The 18,745-nt window shown below is 72.0% G+C and carries 11 protein-coding genes and 3 pseudogenes; 10 read left to right on the forward strand and 4 right to left on the reverse strand.

What is annotated here, in order from left to right; genetic code table 11:
* The first annotated feature begins 160 nt into the window (after positions 1 to 160).
* The 4 genes from EJC51_RS04515 to EJC51_RS04530 all read left to right on the forward strand — a co-directional run bounded on the left by EJC51_RS04515 (position 161) and on the right by EJC51_RS04530 (position 5,332).
* A complete protein-coding gene (locus EJC51_RS04515; RefSeq protein WP_165951376.1) occupies positions 161 to 1,027 on the forward strand; it encodes a CBS domain-containing protein in 867 nt (288 codons plus the stop codon).
* Positions 1,028 to 1,176: 149 nt separating this feature from the next.
* Positions 1,177 to 4,023 (forward strand): cation-translocating P-type ATPase, encoded by a 2,847-nt coding sequence (locus EJC51_RS04520; RefSeq protein WP_244362486.1) that lies wholly within the window; start codon positions 1,177 to 1,179, stop codon positions 4,021 to 4,023.
* On the forward strand, positions 4,020 to 4,679 hold the full coding sequence (locus tag EJC51_RS04525; protein ID WP_126269806.1) for a potassium channel family protein: 660 nt from the start codon (positions 4,020 to 4,022) through the stop codon (positions 4,677 to 4,679). The genes EJC51_RS04520 and EJC51_RS04525 overlap by 4 nt, the downstream gene beginning before the upstream one ends.
* The gene (locus EJC51_RS04530) at positions 4,676 to 5,332 is read left to right on the forward strand and encodes a potassium channel family protein (RefSeq protein WP_126269807.1); all 657 of its coding nucleotides are present in this window, start codon (positions 4,676 to 4,678) and stop codon (positions 5,330 to 5,332) included. Before EJC51_RS04525 ends, EJC51_RS04530 begins: the two co-directional genes overlap by 4 nt.
* Before the next feature lie 267 nt (positions 5,333 to 5,599).
* Here EJC51_RS04530 and EJC51_RS04535 read toward each other — a convergent pair.
* A pseudogene (locus tag EJC51_RS04535) lies at positions 5,600 to 6,700 on the reverse strand (ABC transporter ATP-binding protein); the annotation flags it as partial.
* Between the two features lie 452 nt (positions 6,701 to 7,152).
* On the reverse strand, positions 7,153 to 7,521 hold the full coding sequence (locus tag EJC51_RS04540) for a hypothetical protein (RefSeq protein ID WP_126269809.1): 369 nt from the start codon (positions 7,519 to 7,521) through the stop codon (positions 7,153 to 7,155).
* Between the two features lie 30 nt (positions 7,522 to 7,551).
* Here EJC51_RS04540 and EJC51_RS48575 point away from each other — a divergent pair.
* The 5 genes and pseudogenes from EJC51_RS48575 to EJC51_RS04560 form a co-directional block, all read left to right on the forward strand.
* A pseudogene (locus EJC51_RS48575) lies at positions 7,552 to 9,762 on the forward strand (bifunctional polysaccharide deacetylase/glycosyltransferase family 2 protein); the annotation flags it as partial.
* Positions 9,763 to 9,903: 141 nt separating this feature from the next.
* A pseudogene (locus EJC51_RS48580) lies at positions 9,904 to 10,989 on the forward strand (acyltransferase family protein); the annotation flags it as partial.
* Between the two features lie 97 nt (positions 10,990 to 11,086).
* Positions 11,087 to 12,421 carry a glycoside hydrolase domain-containing protein gene (locus tag EJC51_RS04550; protein WP_126269810.1) on the forward strand — a complete coding sequence of 445 codons (1,335 nt, stop codon included), beginning with the start codon at positions 11,087 to 11,089 and terminating at the stop codon, positions 12,419 to 12,421.
* A 727-nt stretch (positions 12,422 to 13,148) separates the two neighbouring features.
* Positions 13,149 to 13,661 (forward strand): universal stress protein, encoded by a 513-nt coding sequence (locus tag EJC51_RS47640; protein ID WP_166682824.1) that lies wholly within the window; start codon positions 13,149 to 13,151, stop codon positions 13,659 to 13,661.
* Between the two features lie 95 nt (positions 13,662 to 13,756).
* Positions 13,757 to 14,266 carry a flavodoxin domain-containing protein gene (locus EJC51_RS04560; RefSeq protein ID WP_126269812.1) on the forward strand — a complete coding sequence of 170 codons (510 nt, stop codon included), beginning with the start codon at positions 13,757 to 13,759 and terminating at the stop codon, positions 14,264 to 14,266.
* Between the two features lie 97 nt (positions 14,267 to 14,363).
* Here EJC51_RS04560 and EJC51_RS04565 read toward each other — a convergent pair whose 3' ends face one another.
* Both EJC51_RS04565 and EJC51_RS04570 read right to left on the reverse strand, forming a co-directional pair.
* Positions 14,364 to 15,959, reverse strand: a complete 1,596-nt coding sequence (locus EJC51_RS04565) for an ABC transporter permease (RefSeq protein ID WP_126269813.1) — start codon at positions 15,957 to 15,959, stop codon at positions 14,364 to 14,366.
* The gene (locus EJC51_RS04570; RefSeq protein ID WP_166682825.1) at positions 15,956 to 16,939 is read right to left on the reverse strand and encodes an ABC transporter ATP-binding protein; all 984 of its coding nucleotides are present in this window, start codon (positions 16,937 to 16,939) and stop codon (positions 15,956 to 15,958) included. Before EJC51_RS04570 ends, EJC51_RS04565 begins: the two co-directional genes overlap by 4 nt.
* Positions 16,940 to 17,584: 645 nt before the next feature.
* On the opposite strand from EJC51_RS04570, the gene EJC51_RS04575 reads away from it, so the two are divergent.
* Positions 17,585 to 18,637 (forward strand): class I fructose-bisphosphate aldolase, encoded by a 1,053-nt coding sequence (locus EJC51_RS04575; RefSeq protein WP_126269814.1) that lies wholly within the window; start codon positions 17,585 to 17,587, stop codon positions 18,635 to 18,637.
* Positions 18,638 to 18,745 lie beyond the last annotated feature (108 nt).

Here is an 18,745-nt window from a genome sequence, read left to right on the forward strand (position 1 = left end):
GTGCCCACGGTGACCTCACTCCACGCTACGAAGCGCGGCCCGGAACCCCACAGGGGTCCTTCGACCTGCGGAAGGGGCCGGGCGGCCCTGTCCCTCCCGTCGAGCCGGCGAGACCATCACCATGGGAGTCATGCGTCCGCGCGCTTCTTGGGAGGTTGCCATGGACGACCGACAGGCACGAGAGGCCGGTACGGCGGCGGGAGAGGCACGCCATGCCGTGCCGCACCACGCCCCGCGGCCGACCGAGGAGTTTCGCCAGGACCTGATGGTGCGCTACCTGCAGGCCATGGCCTCCAGCTCGGCGGCGGCCGCAGCCGAGGAGCCGTCCACCGGACGCGTCGCCCCCGGCACGCCTTCGCGTTCCCCTGCGCGAGCGACCACCCTCGCGGAGCTTCAGGTGCGCGACATCATGAACCGGTCCGTCACCGAGATCACCGCCGACACACCGTTCCTGGACATCGCACGGATGCTGGCCCGCCGCCAGATCGGAGCCGCACCTGTGGTCGACGACGCCCGGCGCGTCATCGGCGTGATCGCGGAGTCCGACCTCCTCGCCCGGGCCGCCTCGCTCGCCTCGTCGGAGGAGCATCACGGCCGGTTCGCCGGGCTGCTCGGCCGACGGCAGCCTGCCGCAGACACGGGTGGCACAGCGGCCACACTGATGTCGGCGCCGGCCTTCACCGTCCACCCCTGGACTCCCGTCCTTGAGGCGGCTCGCACAGCTGCCCACTCCCGGATCCGGCAGATCTTCGTGACCGATCCCAAGGGCGGTCTCGTGGGCGTCGTGAGCCGCAGCGAGCTGTTGCAAGCCCTCGTCCGTGACGACACGGCGATCCGCGAGGAGGTCCTCTCCCACATCCTCCGGGACGACCTGGGGATCGCACCCGAGACCGTGGACGTGCGGGTGCGGAACGGCACCGTCACGCTGAGCGGGAAACTCGACTCGGCCCTGGTCCCACGGCTCAACGAGGCGGTGGCGGGGATCCCGGACGTGGTCGAGGTGGTGAACCGCCTCACCGTGGTCTGACGAGGCGCCGCACACGCCGGGGAACGGGACCGAACAGTCCCGCGAGGTGAGGGGCGATCCGTCCCGCCGGGGGGCCGGGTGGCCCATGGCAGCCCCGCCGCCCGTGGCTGAGGCTGGAGCGGAGAGCAGTCATCCAGCCTGGGGGTCCCATGGCAGGCCGTCTCGCCGCGAGCGCTCCGCCCGGGCATGCCCGAGCGGCGGTGGCCGCGGCCCCGCCCCTCGGCGATTCGGGCACACCGGTACAGCAGATGCGCCTGGACGAGGTGTTCGGCGCGTTCGGCACCTCACCGCGTGGGCTGTCCTCCCAGGAAGCGGACGCACGCCGGGAACGATACGGCCCCAACGAACTGCCGCAGCCCCGCCGCAAGGGTCTGTGGCGGCGCTTCGCGGCCCAGTTCACCGACCTGTTCGCCCTCGTCCTGCTCGCCGCCTCGGCCCTGACGTTCCTCGCCTACGGCCTGCAGGACCCGCGCGACGTCGGGAACCTGCAACTGGCCTTCGCGATCCTGGGCGTCGTGGTGCTCAACGCGGTGATCGGCTTCTTCCAGGAGTACTCGGCCGAGCGCACCTCCCAGACACTGCAGGCGATGGTGCCCCACACCAGCCGGGTACTACGGGACGGGGAGCGGCTGGAGCTGCCGTCGGGTGCGCTGGTGCCTGGTGATCTCGTCGTGCTGGAGGCCGGGGACGCGGTGTCCGCGGACTGCCGGGTCGTCGAGGCCCACAGCCTCTCGGTGAACAACGCGCCGCTGACCGGGGAGAGCGCGGCCGTCGGCCGGGTGTCCGACCCGACCGGGACCACCACCGCGCTGGAGTCCCGCAACTGCGTCTTCATGGGTACCACGGTGGTCGCCGGTTCCGGCAAGGCCGTCGTCCACGCCACCGGCGCGGCCACGGAGTTCGGCCGGATCTTCCGGCTCACCGACCAGGCGCCGCAGCAGAGGACGCCGCTGCAGCGCGAGGTGGCCGTGATGGCGCGACGGGTCGCCGCGCTGGCCGTCGCAATCGGCGCGGGCATGTTCGCACTGCGCCTGCAGACCGGTCAGCCCCTGGTGTCGGCCTTCGTCTTCGCGCTCGGAGTGATGGTCGCGCTGGTGCCCGAGGGGCTGCCCGCGACGCTGTCGGTGTCACTGGCCATCGGCGTACGGCGGATGGCCCGTCGGCAGGCCCTGGTCAAGCGGCTGCTCGCGGTGGAGGCCCTGGGCTCCACCACCGTCATCTGTACGGACAAGACCGGCACGCTCACCCAGGCCGAGATGACCGTCACCCAGGTCTGGAGCGAGGGGGCGTGGCACGCCGTCTCCGGCGTGGGATACGCCCCGGTCGGCGAGGTGGCCGACGCGCAGGCCGTCCGTGACCTGCTGCGCACCGCGGTGCTGTGCACGGACGCCCGGCTGGTGCCGCCCTCCGACGCCGAGAGCTGGCGGGTGCTCGGTGACACCACGGAGGGTGCCCTGCTCGTCGCGGCGGCCAAGGCCGGCCTGGACCCGGCCGCGGAGAAGGACGCGGCCCCGCGGATCGGGGAGTTCCCGTTCGATCCCGTGCGCAAGTTGATGAGCACCGTCCACCGGACGGCCGAAGGAGACGTGCTGTGCGTGAAGGGCGCACCGCAGGAGCTGCTCGCCCGGTGCACCCACCTTCGCGCGAACGAGGTCGAGCAGCCACTCACCGGGGAGCTGCGGAAGAGTGTCGCCGACGCCAACGACACCATGGCCGGCCGAGGGCTGCGCGTCCTGGGCGTCGCGGTGCGTCCGGTGGACGCGGTGCCGGGCAGCATGGAGCAGGCCGAATCCGGTCTGACCTTCCTCGGCCTGCTCGGCATGCTCGACCCGCCCAGGCCCGAGGTCTCCGAGGCGGTACGGGCCTGTCGCCGGGCCGGCATCCGGATCGTGATGCTGACCGGGGACCACCCGCTGACGGCAGAGGCGATCGCCCGCCGGGTCGGCATCGTCACCGGCCCCTCCCCCACCGTGGTGACCGGCTCCCGGCTCAACGCCATGAACGCGGCCGCGCTCGACGCGCTGCTCGCGGCCGACGGGCAGCTGCTGCTGTGCCGGGTCAGCCCGGAGCACAAGATGCGTGTCGTCGCGGCCCTGCAGGAGCGCGGAGAGGTCGTCGCGGTCACCGGGGACGGGGCCAACGACGCACCCGCGCTCAAACACGCCGACATCGGTGTGTCCATGGGAGCGGGCGGTACGGACGTCGCCCGTGAGGCCTCCGTGATGGTGCTGCTCGACGACTCCTTCGCCTCCATCACCGCCGCGGTGGAGCTCGGCCGGTCGGTCTACCGCAACATCCGTAAGTTCCTCGCCTACCTCTTCAGCCACAACATCGCCGAACTCGCCCCGATCCTCGCCGCGGCCTTCGCCGGCTTCCCGTTGGTGCCGCTGACCGCGGTGCAGATCCTCGCCATCGACCTCGGCTCCGATGTGCTGCCCGCGCTGGCGCTCGGCGCCGAGCCGCCCGAGGCCGACACCATGGAGCGTCCGCCCCGCTCCCGCCGCGAACGGCTGTTCTCCGCCGAGCTCGTGCGCCGGTTCCTCTTCCTGGGAGCCGTGATGTCCCTCGGGGTGTGCGCGGTCTTCTTCTGGCAGGTGCACCGCTCCGGGATTCCGTACGCCGACTTCACCGCCGACGATCCGGCCTACCGCAAGGCCATCACCCTCACCCAGGCCGCGATCGTGGTGGGCCAGTTCTTCAACGCCCTGGCCGTACGCACCGACCGGCAGAGCATCTTCGCCGCCGGGCTGTTCTCCAACCCCCGGCTCATCGCGGCCGGCTGCTTCGGCATCGGCCTGATGGCCGCCATCAGCTACGCACCCCCCTTGCAGGAGGTGTTCCACACGGCCCCCCTCGCACTCGCCGACTGGGCGGTCCTGACCGCCTTCGGCGTACTGCTGCTGGCCGCGGAGGAGGCCCGCAAGTGGTGGGTGCGCCGCACCCCGGCCACCATCGAGAAGGCCGCCGTCGAGAAGGAGAAGGAGGCAACACCATGAGAGTCATCGTGGTGGGCTGCGGCCGGGTCGGTTCCGCGCTCGCCGCACAGCTCGCGGGCGAAGACCACGACGTCCGCATCATCGACCGCAACCCGAAGACCCGACGCCTGCTGCCCGCCGACTTCTCGGGCCAGGTCCTGCACGGCAACGGCTTCAGCCGCACGCTGCTGGAGTCCGCCGGCATCGAACTCGCCGACGCGTTCGTCGCCGTGACCTCCGGTGACAACACCAACATCGTCAGCGCCCGCACGGCGAAGGAGACCTACCGGGTGCCGATCGTGCTGGCCCGCATCTACGACCCCCGGCGCGCCGACATCTACCGCGGCCTCGGCATCCCCACCATCACCAGCGTCCGTTGGACCGTGCACCAGCTGCACCAGCTGCTGCTGCACCGCCATCTCACCCCGGAACTCGACTTCGGCAACGGGGAAACCCTGCTGCTCCGCTCCCGGCTGCCCGCCTACCTCACCGGGCGGCACCTCGGCGAGCTGGAGGTCGACGGCGAGATCCGGATCGTCGAAGTGACCCGCGGTGGCCGGTCGTTCCTGCCCACGCACCACACACCCGCCGAGGTGGACGACCTCGTCACCTTCGCCGTCGCCGCGGACGCCCTCGGCCGGCTGCGCGGCTTCCTAGACAAGGAGCTCGGCACATGAAGGTCATCGTCGCCGGAGCCGGACGCCTCGGCACCCAGGTCGCCCACGTCCTGAGCGCCGCCCGCAACCAGGTCACCCTCATCGACCAGGACGACAGCCGCATCGACGCGCTGCACGGCCGCGTCCCCGCCGATCTGCGCATCGGCGACGCCTGCGAACCCGGCGTCCTGGAGGACGCGGGCGCCCACACCGCCGACCTCGTCGTCGCCACCACCGGCGAGGACGAGGACAACCTCGTGATCAGTCTGCTCGCCAAACGCCAGTTCAAGGTCGCCCGCGTCATCGCCCGCGTCAACGACGACGAGAACACCTGGCTGTTCACCTCTCACTGGGGCGTCGACACCGCGGTGCCGGCCGCCGCGCCCCTCGTCTCCCTCATCGAGGAGGCGACCAGCGCCACCGACACCGTCGCCCTGCTGCGTCTGAGCAAGGCGGGAGTCAATGTGATCGAGACGACCATCACCCCTCAGTCCCGTGCCGCGGGCCGCACCCTCACGGAACTCGCCGTCCCTGCGGGCATCGTGGTCACCACCGTCGTCCGCGACGGGGACCCCGTGGCCCCGGCCCCGGACCTGCGGCTACGGGAGGGCGACGAACTCCTCGTCGTGTCCCACACGGCCACCGAGAGCGAGGTCCACGCCGTCTTCCAGTGACCCATTCGCGAGAAGACGGCGTGAGCGCGGCCGGTCACCTCGCCGACAGCCCCGACGGGCGTACGGGCGGCGCCGCGGGTCCCAGGAGCAGCCGCCGTTCACCACGTTCTCCCGGGGCTCGGCCGTGGGCCGTACCGAACCGTGGGCCGCGGCAAGCCGTCGCCCCCGGGCTCAGTCCGCCACCGTGTCCTCGGGAAGCCGGGCGTCCGTCCGGTCCTGGGCCGCGTCCTCGGGGAGCCGTACATGGATGCGGGTCGCGTCCTGAGCCTCGCCCAACCGCAGGCCGGTCCCGACCGAGAAACAGTGCACGGCGCCCGGGCGTACCGACACGCGCAGCTGATCCCCCTTGCCCTGGGTGGGACGTCCCGGAAGGCGGACGACCACCGGGACGAGCTGCCGGCCGATCTTCGCGGTCGTGTGCAGGTAGGCGACGGCGCCGGTGTCCTCGACCGCGTCGATCACGAGATCGAGCGCGGGGGTTTCCAGGTCGTGGGGCGAGTGGACCTCGAACCGCTCGGGCCGGACGCCGAGCATGAGTTCGGTGGCGCCCTCGGCTCCGGCGGCCTCCAGCATGACGCGGGGCAACGGCAGGTCCAGCCCGCCGAGCCGGACGCCGTCGGCGGTGAGCGGAAGCTGGAAGAGGTTCATCGCGGGTGACCCGATGAAGCCGGCGACGAAGGTGTTGGCGGGGCGGGCGAACACCTCCTTGGGCGTGCCCACTTGTTGCAGCGCGCCGTCCTTGAGGACGGCCAGCCGGTCCCCCATGGTCATGGCCTCGGTCTGGTCGTGGGTGACGTAGACGGTGGTGGTGCCGAGGCGGCGCTGCAGCACGGCGATCTGGGTACGGGTCTGGACGCGCAGTTTGGCGTCGAGGTTGGACAGCGGCTCGTCCATGAGGAACACCTGCGGCTCGCGGACGATGGCGCGCCCCATCGCGACGCGCTGGCGCTGGCCGCCGGAGAGGGACTTGGGCTTGCGGTCGAGGTAGTCGTGCAGGTCGAGGATGGCGGCGGCCTCCTGGACCCGGTCCCGGATGCGCGGCCTGGGCATACGCGCGATCTTCAGGGCGAAGCCCATGTTGTCGGCCGTCGTCATGTGCGGATAGAGCGCGTAGTTCTGGAACACCATCGCGATGTCGCGGTCCTTGGGCGGCAGATGTGTCACGTCCCGGTTGCCGATGCGGATGGTTCCGGAGTCGACCTCCTCAAGCCCGGCGAGCATCCGCAGGCTGGTCGACTTGCCGCAGCCGGACGGGCCCACCAGGACCATGAACTCGCCGTCGGCGATGGCCAGATCGAGCTCGCAGACGGCTGGGCGCTCCATGCCCGCGAACCATCGGGTGGCCTTGTCGAAGATGACGGACGCCATCACTGCCCCCTCCCTGGAACGACTCTCGTATCCAGGCTGGAACGCATGCCGCTCCCGTCGGCAGGACCCGATCGACCCGCCCTCGGTGCCGGTCGGCCCCTTGGGAACCGGGACATCCCCGACAAGCCTGGAGGTGACCGGCGTTGAAGGGGGGACGCCATGCTTCGGCCCCGCACAAGGGGGCTTCGGCCCGGACATCCGGGCAGGAGCCGGGCGGACAACACCGCCACCGTGCCGTTGGTTCCACCGCAGGCCGCGAGCCCGGCCACGCATGAGGACGGTGCCGATCCCGTCTTCGTCGACTCCACCGGGCGCCGAAGCCGGCGCGTCCGGCGGGTCGCCTGCGCGGTTGGCGCGAGCTGTGCCGCGTACACCGTCGTGCTGGTACTCAGCTTCATGGGCGCGACACCGTTCGCGCCGAGGACCGTTCTGCCCGTGCCGGGCGTGCCGTCTCAGGAGCCGGGCACCGTGCGGGACGTTCCGCGCGACGACCTGCCGGTTGCGTCCGTCACTCCCCCGTCGGGCGGCCCGTCCGCCTCTCCGTCGGGCCTCCCCGGAGCGTCCGCCTCTCCCACGGGTTCGTCCCCCGGCGAACCCCCCTCCGCCCCGGTCACGAGCCCCGGCCCCTCGTCCACCCCGACGGGCGGCCCGTCTCCGACCCCCACCCCGACGAGCTCCGGCAGCCCTTCCGGCACCAGCCCCACGACCTCCCCCAGCCCCTCCGGTGGCACCCCGAGCACGAGCCCCGAGACCTCCGGCAGCACACCGAGCGGGTCGCCGGGCGCCGGTGACGCGGCGCCGACCGGTGGGGCGTCACCCACCACCGCCAGTGTCCTCCCGGGAACTTGACGATGTCCGCGCCGCAGCCGGGGCACCCCGCCTCAGCACACGTCACCCGTCCCCGTGACGGCGCCTTGCGCGCACGCCGCGCCACGTCCCGCCCCAAGGTCGCGGTCCTGCTCCTCGTACTGGCCGTGATGGCGGGTGTCCTGCTGCTGCACGGCTATGTGCACGGGGAGTTCGCCGCCGACCACCGCGTCCATCCGCCGGCGGCGGCCGACCATGTGCCGCGGGAGGTCCTGCGCGGCGGACCGGTGATCGACACCACCGGCTCCCACCCGAGCAGCCACACGCTCCCGGACCGCACCGTCGCCCTGACCTTCGACGACGGCCCGGACCCGGCCTGGACTCCCCAGGTCCTCGACACCCTCGACCGCTACGACGCCAAGGGCACGTTCTTCGTGACCGGGGCGGCGGTCGCCCGGGAGCCCGGGCTCGTGCGGCGGATGGTCGGCTCCGGACACGAGGTCGGCGTGCACACCTTCACCCACCCCGACCTGGTGTACCAGTCCGAGTCCCGGCTGGAACGCGAACTGGCACAGACCCAGCTCGCGTTGGCCGGAGCCGCCGGTGTCCACAGCTCGCTCGTCCGACCGCCCTACTCGGCGCACGCCGCGGACCTGGACGACCTGTCCTGGCCGGTGGTCCAGCGGCTCGGGACGAAGGGGTACATCACCACGCTCGTCGACATCGACACCGAGGACTGGCGGCGGCCGGGCGCCGCCGCCATCGCCGCCCGTGTCACAGAGAAACTGACCGGACAGGGCGCCGTGGTGCTGCTGCACGACGCCGGCGGCGATCGTTCGCAGACCGTCCGCGCGCTGCGGACCCTCATCCCCGAACTGCGCGCCCGCGGCTACCGGTTCACCACCGTCACCGCGGGGCTCGGAGCCACCGGCGCCCACCAGCCGGTCTCCGGAACCGCGTTGTGGAGCGGGCGGATCTTCGTGACGGCCGTGACGGTCGGCGACCGCATCGCGCCTGCCCTGGCCGCGCTGACGGCCCTGGTGGGCGGACTGATGCTGGTCCGGTTCGCCGCCATGCTGGTGCTCGCCCACCACCATGCCCGGCGCCGCCGGGCCCCGCACTTCTCCTGGGGACCGGAGGTCGCCGAACCGGTCAGTGTGGTGATCCCCGCCTACAACGAGCACGAATGCATCGCCCAGACCGTGCTGTCCGTGGTCAAGAGCGACCACCCGGTCCAGGTCGTCGTGGTGGACGACGGCTCCACCGACGGCACCGCCGAGGTCGTGCAGTCGCTCGCGCTGCCCGGCGTCACCGTCGTACGGCAGCCCAACCGCGGCAAGGCGGCTGCCCTCAACACCGGTATGGCGTATGCCTCGCACCGGCTGATCGTGATGATGGACGGCGACACCGTCTTCGAACCGGGCACCGTACGCCACCTCGTGCAGCCCTTCGCCGACCGCCGGGTCGGGGCGGTGGCCGGCAACACCAAGGTCGGCAACCGCGGCCGCATGCTGGGCAGATGGCAGCATCTCGAATACGTGATGGGCCTCAACCTCGACCGCCGCATGTACGACGTCCTCGACTGCATCCCCACCGTGCCCGGAGCCGTCGGCGCCTACCGCCGCACCGCCCTGCGGCACGTCGGCGGCCTGAGCGACGACACCCTCGCCGAGGACACCGACCTCACCATGGCCCTGCACCGGGCGGGCTGGCACGTGGTGTACGACGAACGTGCCCGCGCCTGGACCGAGACGCCCACCGGCGTCGGTCAGTTGTGGCGGCAGCGTTACCGGTGGAGCTACGGCACCCTGCAGGCGATGTGGAAGCACCGCCACGCCGTCGTCGAACGGGGACACGCGGGCCACTTCGGTCGCTACGGCCTGGCGCTGGTAGTGCTGTTCACGGTCCTCACCCCGCTGCTGGCCCCGCTGATCGACCTGTTCCTGCTCTACGGGCTGTTCTTCCAGGACCCGGCACGTACCGCGTCGGCCTGGGGCGCCCTGCTCGTCGTCCAACTCCTGTGCGCCGCCTACGCGCTGCGACTCGACGGCGAGAAGCAGCGCGCGCTGTGGGCGCTGCCGCTGCAGCAGTTCTTCTACCGTCAGCTCCTCTACACCGTTCTCCTGCAGTCCTGCACCACCGCGCTCACCGGCGCCCGGCTGCGCTGGCACAAGCTGCGGCGCACGGGCCAGGTCACGGCGCCACCGCTGCCGGTCGGCGGGGCAGGGAGGCCGCCGGTCGAGGAACGGGTCCCGGCCGGCGTCGAGACCGCGCCGCCGACGGAGGAACGGGCCACCGTCGCCCTCGGCACCGCACCCCCGGCGAAGGACCCGGGCGCGGCCGCCGCCGAGGCCGTGCCACGGGCTCCCCGCCCGGGCGGCCGCAACCTCTACCTGGACTTCCTGCGCGCCGTGGCGCTGATCCGCGTGGTGACGTACCACGCCTTCAACTGGGCCTGGCTCACTCTGGCCTTCCCCGCCATGGGCGTGATGTTCGCCCTGGCCGGCTCGCTGATGGCCCGTTCGCTCGACCGCGGCGACCGCTCCGCCGCCGCGGTGGTGCGCGCCCGCATGCGCCGGCTGCTGCCACCGGTGTGGCTGTTCGGCGCGGCCGTCGTCACCGCCATGCTGCTGACCGGTTGGCGGCCGGACGAGGGCAGTGGCTCCAAGGCGGCCGCGTGGGCGAGGATGGCCTTCTGGATCGTGCCGGTCGGCGAGCCTCCGTTCGCCCCCACCGACTGGGCCTGGCAGATCGTCGCACCGCTCTGGTACATCCGCGCCTACCTGCTGTTCGTCCTCCTGTCACCGATGCTGCTGCGCGTCTTCCGCAAGATCCCGTGGATCTCGGTGGCCGTGTTCCTGGGGCTCGCGGCCCTGGCCCAGAGCGAGCTGCTGCCCCTGCCCGCGCGTGCCGCGGAGCCGTTCACCGATCTCTCGACGTTCGGGGCCTGTTGGCTGCTGGGTTTCGCGTACCGCGACGGACTCGTACGCCGAACGGCGACCGCGCGCCTGGCGACGGTGGCGACGGCCGTCATGGCCGCGGGCGGCTGGTTCGCCCTGACCCACCCGACCGAGGAGGGCTACGACCTCGGGTCGATCCCGCTCGCCCAGGCCTTGTGGTCCTTCGGCTTCGTCCTCCTGCTGCTGCGGTTCGGGCCGACCGGCGACCAGTGGGTGAGGCGCCTGCGACCGGTGCACGCCGCGGTCGTGCTGCTCAACGCCCGCGCCGTGACCGTGTATCTGTGGCACGAGGTGGCGCTCGTGCTCGGGGTGCTGCTGATCGACCGGATGTGGCGCGTGCCCGCGCTGGAGAACTCCCTGCCCCTGGGCGCCACTTGGTTCCTCTATCTCGTCGCCTGGCCGCTCATCGCCCTGGCGGTCATCATGGTCGGCTGGTGCGAGGACCGCGCGGCCCAACGCGCGGTACGACTGTGGCCCCGACCGCCTCACCAGGTCCGCCGTGCGGGGCCATTTGAGGGCTGATCGGCTCATACGCCGGGTCGACCGGCCCAGGGCGTCGACGACGGAGGTCCGGCGAACATGGCGCCATCTGCGTCGACCCGCTCAAGGGGGGATCGCCATGTCGCACCGATTCTTCGTCCTGCGAAGACTGCTCGCCGCCTCGTCCACCTGCCTTCTGGGCGCCGGCACCTGCCTGTTCCTCGCCCCCGAGGCCGCCGCCGAACCGGCCACGCCGGTCGGCTACCCGGCCGGTGCGAGCGCGACCCGGTACGCGGGGCTCGCCTTCGACGCCTGCTCGGCTCCGCCGCTCGCCACGATCCGGGCGTGGAACGCCTCGCCGTACCGCGCCCTCGGCGTCTACATCGGCGGGGTCAACCGCACTTGCGCGCAGCCGCAGTTGACGGCGTCATGGGTGGTCTCCGTCTCGACGCTGAAATGGCGTCTGCTGCCCATCTACAAAGGGCTGCAGCCGCCGTGCGGAGCCCGGCCCACCGACGCCAAGATCAGCACCGACCCGGCGACCGCCAGGGCTCAGGGAACCACCGCCGCAGCCGACGCCGTCACCGCGGCGAAGGCGCTCGGCATGCGGCCCGGCAGCGCCTTCTACAACGACATCGAGAACTACGCACAGACAGACGCCACGTGCCGGACCGCCGTACTGAGCCACCTCTCCGCCTGGACCAAGGAACTGCACCGGCGCGGCTACCTCTCCGGCGTCTACATGAACCTCAACCTCGGCGCCAAACAGCTCTCCGACGTCTTCACATCCACGTCCTACGCCCGCCCGGACGCCCTGTGGATCGCCCGCTACGACGGCATCGACTCCCTGAAGGGCTGGACCGGTATTGCCGATTCCAGGTGGGCCGTCCACCAACGCGCCAAGCAGTACCGCGGCGGCCACGACGAGACATACGGCGGCGTCACCGTCAACATCGACACCGACCGCCTCGACGCCCCGGTCGCCACCGTCGCGTACACGTACTCGGTGACCAGCGCCACCGCCCTCAACGCCCGTACAGGGCCGTCGACGAGCTATCCCGTCGCCAAGACGTACGCACCCGGCTCGTCCCTCGCGGTCGTGTGCCAGGCTCCCGGACTCAAGGTGGGCACCACCACCGTGTGGGACAGACTCACCGACGGCAGCTACGTCACCGACTACTACGTCAGCACCCCCTCCAACACCGGCTACAGTTCACCGCTGCCCCGCTGCACGTACCCCTACCAGGTCACCGCGAGCAACGGCCTCACCGAGCGCAGCGGGCCCGGCGCCTCGTACGCCGCGGTCGGTTCCTCTCCCAACGGGGCCCTGGCCTGGGTCACTTGCCAGCGGGCCGGCTCGACGGTCGGCACCACGAAGGTCTGGGACCGGCTCGACAACGGCCACTACGTCTCGGACCACTACGTGGCCTCGCCCAGCAGAACCACCTACAGCAAGCCCGTCCCGCGCTGCTGAGGGGGCCTCGCTCGCTCGCGGGTCTCGCGGCCACGAGCGGCGCACGGGACAGGGGCCCACCGGCCCTCAGGACAGGTCACTTGGTCCTGACCCCGCTGCCTCCGGTGCGCGAAACTGTAATCGAGCAAGGATGTTACGGCGACCTCATCGCCACCGTCCCCCGCGGGAGGACATCCTTGCCCAGGGGACCGCTTTCGGGCGAAGCGGTGGCCGTACGTGGGTCGTCGGCCACGTGCCCGTGAGCACTGCGCTCCCCCCGGCGGGCACGTCCCCGCCCGCGGGCCTCCGCCTCCTGGCAGGGGTGGGGGCCCGGAAGGCCTGGCCCACGAGGGGCACGATCCCTGGCTCCGCAGCTGTCCGGCACCGTCCCGCCCGGGTCATGCCTCAGCTGCGTCGCTCTCATCGGCCTGGTCCACCTTGCCCCGCAACCGGGCCGAACGGCCCCTGGAGAGGGGCTGCCTCGCGCGCCACGCTGGCAGTGGAAGCGGAGGCGAACCGAGGACAGCTCGAACCCGAGCACGCCCCGGCCTTCTCCACACCGGACGTCGACCTCTTCGGGGCCTGGAACCTCGCCGTGAGCAACGACACCATCGCCACCACGATCACCGGACTCCTCATCGCGGGAGAGCGTACTTCTGGCACGAAGTGCTCCACTTCCTCGCCGGATCACCCGCAAGTTCACCGACGAGGCCGCGGCCATCGAGAAGGCACATCCGAGGAGGGTGTCATGACCGAACACTCCGCAGGCAACAGCATCGTGGTGGGCATCGACGGGTCCGAGGCATCCAGGGCCGCACTGCGCTGGGCCACCCGGCAGGCCCACGCGCTGCACGCGGACGTCATCGCCGTGCATGCCTGGGAACCGGCCGGGAACGGCTTCGCCCCCTACGCTCCCGCCTCCGTTCGACCCTCCGTCCCCGAACAGCGGGCCCGGGCCGCGCGATTGCTCGCCTCGACGGTGAGAGAAGTCTCGGGGCCGCGGATCGACGATGCCGTACGCGTCGTCGTGGTGGAGGGCGCGCCCGCGCGGGTGCTGACCCAGCAGGCGAGCGGCGCCCTGCTGCTCGCGCTCGGCCGCACGGCCCACGCAGAGCACGGCCTGCCCGCGATGGGTGCGGTGGGCCGCGCGTGCCTGCGGCAGGCCACGGTGCCCGTGGTCACGGTGCCGGCCACCGGCCGGCCCGCACCTGCAGCGCGCGCCGCCGAGACTGCTCCGCGCGCCACGAGGGGAACCCCGTAGTCCGTGGGCAACGGGAAGCGGGCTGCCGCAGTCGACCATCCCGTGCTGGCCCGTGCGGCCCTGTCACAAGAGTTCGAGGAAGGGCGAGGGACGTCATGGACATCCTGGTGGGATACGCAACCTCCCACGGTTCGACCCGCGAGATCGCCGAGCGACTGGCCGCCAGGCTCGGCGAGGCAGGACTCAAGGCCGAGGCGAGGGCCCTGGAGACGGTGGACGACGCCGACGCGTACCGGGCGTTCGTCCTGGGCAGCGCCGTGCACGGGCAGGCCTGGCTGGACGCGGCCAAGGACTTCGTCCGCGACAACTCCGACGTCCTGGGAGGCCGACCCGTGTGGATCTTCAGCGTCGGGATGCCGGGCGCCCTGCGCGGGCCCTGGAAGCGCCTGGCGGCCAAAGAGATCCCGGTGATCGTCGAGAGCCTGCCGGGGGAGCTGTCGTACCGGGACCACCGGCTGTTCTCCGGTGTCGTCACCCGAGACCAGCTGCCCCGCACCGGACGTTTCCTGTTCCACCTGGTGGGCGGCCGGTTCGGCGACTACCGCGACTGGGACGCAATGGACGCGTGGGCGGCCGGTATCGCCGCCGAACTGGCTCACACATGAGCGGCGACATCCGTGTGCTGAACCGCACTGCGGACCCCACGGATCACCCGTGGAGCGCCTTTGACACGTTTCCCACCCAGCATGATCGCTCGCGCGCCTATCCCACGTCACGTCGACGGAAGCCGGTCAGGCCCGCCGTGACCAGGGCGGCCGCGATCGCTGTCAGGATCGCGGGTGGCGTGGCGGTCAGATGATCGGCGGGCAACTGCGGGACGTGCTCGAACGGTGAGAGGGCGGCGACCCAGCCGGGCAGGTCGAGGACATCGCCGAGGACACCGACGACAAGGCAGAGGCCGAGCATCGCCCAGGCGATGGCGCCGGCCCGCGGGAGCAGTCCGAACAGCGCGGTCGTGAGCCCTGTGAGCACCCACAACGCCGGGGCGTAGACAAGTGCGGCGCCCAGCAGGCGGGGGATCTGACGCAGGTCGTGGCTGACCAGACCGTAGGCGAGACCGGTTCCCAATCCCGCCGCGGCGAGGACCAGCACGCTGCCCAGCAGAGAGACGGTCAGGTGACCGGAGACCCAGCGGCGCCGTGAGATCGGGGTGGCCAGCACGGGTTCGGCACGCAGTGCGCTCTCCTCACCGCGCGGCCGCAGCGCGGACTGGACGGCGTAGCCGGTGGCGACGAGCGCCACGGTGAGCAGTGAGCGAGTGAGGAAGGCGTCGGTGAGACTGGCCCCGCCGAAGCTGGCGATGAGGTCCCGCACGGTGTCGTTGTCGCCGACGAAGTCCTCGACGTCGTCCGCGACCCATCCGTAGGCGAGCCCCGCGAGGAACACGGCGCTGCTCCAGCCGATGAGGCCGCCTCGCTGCAGCCGCAGGGCCAGGCCCAGCGGGCGGCCCAGGGCGGGGGCGGCACGCGGCGGGCCGGGGCGGGGCTGCACGAGGCCCGCCCCGAGGTCGCGCCGGGCGGCGAGCCGTGCCGCCACCACGATCGCCCCGGCTGCGCTGGCGGCCGCGACCAGCAGGGGCCACCAGCGTTCGCCCGCGTAGGGACGGGTCTTCTGCACCCAGCCGATGGGCGAGAGCCACGAGAGCCTGCCGTCGCCCATGTCCCCGACCGCGCGCAGCACGAAGGCCACGCCCAGCACCGCACCGGTGCCGCCGTGGACCACGCGGGTGTTCTCGCTGATCTGGGCCGCGGCGGTGGTGATCGCGGCGAAGACGATCCCGAGTGCGCAGAAGGAAGCCCCGAGGACGAGCGATCCGGTCGTGGGCAGGTCCATGGCGACCAGGCCGAGCGCCACCGCGGCGCCGACAGCCACGCTCATGCCGGTCGCGGCCATGAGGGCGGCGGCGGTGCCCGCGTGGCGGCCGACCGGCAGGGCACGGATCAGCTCGGTGCGGCCGGCCTCCTCCTCGCCCCTGGTGTTGCGCCCAACCGTGAACATGCTCATCAGAGCGACGACGACCAGGCCGAGGGTGCCGGTCTGGAAGGCCACTTCGCCGCCGAGTGTGTCCAGGGCCAGGGGCGGTCCGTTGAAGGCGATGGCCGCGGCGTTGCCCTCAGTGCCCCGGGCCGCCACGTCGAGGTCGTGCTGCGTGGGATAGAGCTCCTTGACGCCGGCCGCGGTCAGCAGCACCAGCAGCGGTGTCGCCACGATCCAGACGGCGACGCGGACACGTTCGCGACGCAGGAGGAGCCGGGTGAGTCTGCCGGTGCCGGTCAGTTCCACCGGCAGGGCCGTCATCGCCCGGCCCCGTTCAGATGACCGTCCGCCGGCTTGCGCTCCTCGGCCGGCTCGTCGCCGTAGTGGCGCAGGAACAACTCCTCCAACGTGGGCGGCCGGCTGGTGAGGGTACGGATCCCGAAGCCGGTGAGGTGGCGTACAGCCTCGTCGAGACGGTCGGTGTCGACGTCGAAGCGGGCCCGGTCGCCGTCGGCGCGCATGTCGTGCACGCCCGGCAGCTCCCGCAGCCCCGTCAGCGGCCGGGTGGTGGAGACATCGATGGAGGTGCGGGTCAGGTGGCGCAGTTCGGCGAGGCTGCCGCTCTCCACCGTGCGGCCGGACCGGATGATGTCGACCCGGTCGCAGAGCGTCTCGACCTCGGCGAGGATGTGGCTGGACAGCAGCACGGTGCGCCCCTCGGCCTTCACCTCGCGGATGCAGTCCTGGAAGACCGTCTCCATCAGCGGGTCCAGGCCGGAGGTCGGTTCGTCGAGGATGAGCAGCTCGGCACGGGATGCCAGCGCCGCCACCAGGCCGGTCTTCTGCCGGTTGCCCTTGGAGTAGGTGCGCGCTTTCTTGGTGGGGTCCAGCTCGAACCGCTCCAGCAGCTCGTCCCGCCTGGCCCGGTCGAGGTCGCCACGCATCCGCCCGAAGACGTCGATGATCTCGCCGCCGGTCAGCTTCGGCCACAGGCTGACGTCGCCGGGCACGTAGGCCAGTCGCCGGTGCAGGGCGACCGCGTCGCGCCAGGGGTCGGCGCCCAGCAGCCGCACCTCGCCGGCATCCGGCCGCAGCAGGCCCAGCAGTACCCGGATGGTGGTGGTCTTGCCGGAGCCGTTGGGGCCGAGGAAGCCGTGCACCTCACCGGTGGCCACGGTCAGGTCGAGGCCGTCCAGGGCGCGCGTCCGGCCGAACGTCTTCACCAGTCCGGAGACGGAGATCGCCGCGATGTTGCCGCCCCGTGGCGAGCCGGACCGTTGCTGCGCATCGGTGACGGCCATGGCGGGCCTCCCCACTCGGTTACCACCGACGCTGCCGCACGTCGTTCGGCGCGAGTAGGGGCCGATGGTCCCCTCACCCGGCCCGAACGACGTGCCGCGGGGCCCTGGGCAGTACCCGAGCAGTCCTGGGCCTGCTCGATCGGCTCGTGATCAGGGCCGTCGCGCTCACCGCGCATGACGGCCCGGCCGCCGGGCAGCCACGTCGTACTGCACCCCCTTGGTGTTCTCCCCGGGGCCGTGGTGAGCGCGCCCCGCAGGGTCAGGGGGCGCTGGCCCGGTCACGCCGCGCGGGGGGGCGCGAACGTCAGTGAGTCCCGCGCCGGTGCCGCAGCGAGCACCGCGCGCACCCGGGCGGACGCCCGCATCGCGCTTCCGGTTGCACGCCGTGGACGCGGTCGGCCACGGCGGCCTCGGCACGGTGGTGGCCTGCGCGGCACGGAGATCGTCCGTGCGCCTCTCACCGGCGCGAAGGCGAGGACCGACTTGGCGGCCCCCGTCGCTGTACGAGGGGTTCGAGGGTTCACCCTGCTGCCGCCACAGGGCCGTTCGGCCTCGACGAGGGCCCGACGGGCTCTGCCGGACGGCGGCGCCGCGCCCCAGGGTTGACCGGGAGCCGCGCTTCCGGGCGACAGGAGAGGTGGAGTGATGACCGACATCCAGGGTTTGCTGGGCGACGAGGCCAAGGACCTGCTCACCCACACCGTTCGAGGGATCCCGCGCGAGGATCTGGTCCTTCCGGGTCGCGACTTCGTCGACCGGGTCGTGGCGGCGACCGACCGCTCACCCCGCGTGCTGCGCAGCCTGCAGTCGCTCTTCGACCACGGCCGCCTGGCCGGCACCGGATACGTGTCGATCCTGCCGGTCGACCAGGGCATCGAGCACTCGGCGGCGTCGGCGTTCGCCGCCAACCCCCGCTACCTCGACCCGGCGAACATCGTCGAACTCGCCGTCGAGGGCGGCTGCAACGCGGTCGCCAGCACGCTGGGCGTGCTCGGGGCGGTCTCCCGGCGCCACGCGCACCGGATCCCCTTCATCGTCAAGCTCAACCACAACGAACTGCTGACCCACCCGAACCACTACGACCAGATCATGTTCGGCGATGTCGAGCAGTGCTTCGACCTCGGCGCGGTCGGGGTCGGCGCCACGGTCTACTTCGGCTCACAGCAGTCGGACCGTCAGTTGCAGGAGGTCAGCGAGGTCTTCGCACGCGCCCACCAACTGGGCATGTTCACGGTCCTGTGGTGTTACCTGCGCAACTCGGCGTTCAAAAAGGACGGTGTGGACTACTCGGCATCGGCCGACCTCACCGGCCAGGCCAACCACCTCGGCGTGACCATCGAGGCCGACATCGTCAAGCAGAAGCAGGCGGAGAACAACGGCGGTTACCGCGCGCTGGGCTTCGGCAGGACCGACGACCTGCTGTACGACAGGCTCACCACCGACCACCCCATCGACCTCACCCGCTGGCAGGTGGCCAACTGCTACATGGGCCGCGTCGGGTTGATCAACAGCGGCGGCGCGTCGGGCGGCCAGGGGGACCTCGCTCAGGCCGTGCGCACCGCGGTCATCAACAAGCGGGCCGGCGGCACCGGCCTCATCACCGGCCGCAAAGCCTTCCAACGGCCCACCGGCGAAGGCATCGACCTCCTCCACGCCGTCCAGGACGTCTACCTCGACGACAGCGTCACCATCGCCTGACGCAAGCTGCCGGGCCGACGCGATTCGGTGCCCCACCGGTTCCATGGCTCCGCAGCCGGGACGCGCCGGTGTCGCGGCGGGGTTCAGTTCGTGCCGGTCGTCCCCCGT

The organism is Streptomyces aquilus (assembly GCF_003955715.1).
In the GTDB taxonomy this organism is placed as follows: Bacteria; Actinomycetota; Actinomycetes; order Streptomycetales; family Streptomycetaceae; genus Streptomyces; species Streptomyces aquilus.

Excerpts from the sequence above, each read along its gene's own strand:
- EJC51_RS04515 (WP_165951376.1), top strand. The coding sequence starts at position 161 with ATGGACGACCGACAGGCACGAGAGGCCGGTACGGCGGCGGGAGAGGCA.
- EJC51_RS04570 (WP_166682825.1), bottom strand. The coding sequence starts at position 16,939 with ATGGCCGTCACCGATGCGCAGCAACGGTCCGGCTCGCCACGGGGCGGC.
- EJC51_RS04525 (WP_126269806.1), top strand. The coding sequence starts at position 4,020 with ATGAGAGTCATCGTGGTGGGCTGCGGCCGGGTCGGTTCCGCGCTCGCC.
- EJC51_RS04530 (WP_126269807.1), top strand. The coding sequence starts at position 4,676 with ATGAAGGTCATCGTCGCCGGAGCCGGACGCCTCGGCACCCAGGTCGCC.
- EJC51_RS04520 (WP_244362486.1), top strand. The coding sequence starts at position 1,177 with ATGGCAGGCCGTCTCGCCGCGAGCGCTCCGCCCGGGCATGCCCGAGCG.
- EJC51_RS04550 (WP_126269810.1), top strand. The coding sequence starts at position 11,087 with ATGTCGCACCGATTCTTCGTCCTGCGAAGACTGCTCGCCGCCTCGTCC.
- EJC51_RS47640 (WP_166682824.1), top strand. The coding sequence starts at position 13,149 with ATGACCGAACACTCCGCAGGCAACAGCATCGTGGTGGGCATCGACGGG.
- EJC51_RS04560 (WP_126269812.1), top strand. The coding sequence starts at position 13,757 with ATGGACATCCTGGTGGGATACGCAACCTCCCACGGTTCGACCCGCGAG.
- EJC51_RS04565 (WP_126269813.1), bottom strand. The coding sequence starts at position 15,959 with ATGACGGCCCTGCCGGTGGAACTGACCGGCACCGGCAGACTCACCCGG.
- EJC51_RS04575 (WP_126269814.1), top strand. The coding sequence starts at position 17,585 with ATGACCGACATCCAGGGTTTGCTGGGCGACGAGGCCAAGGACCTGCTC.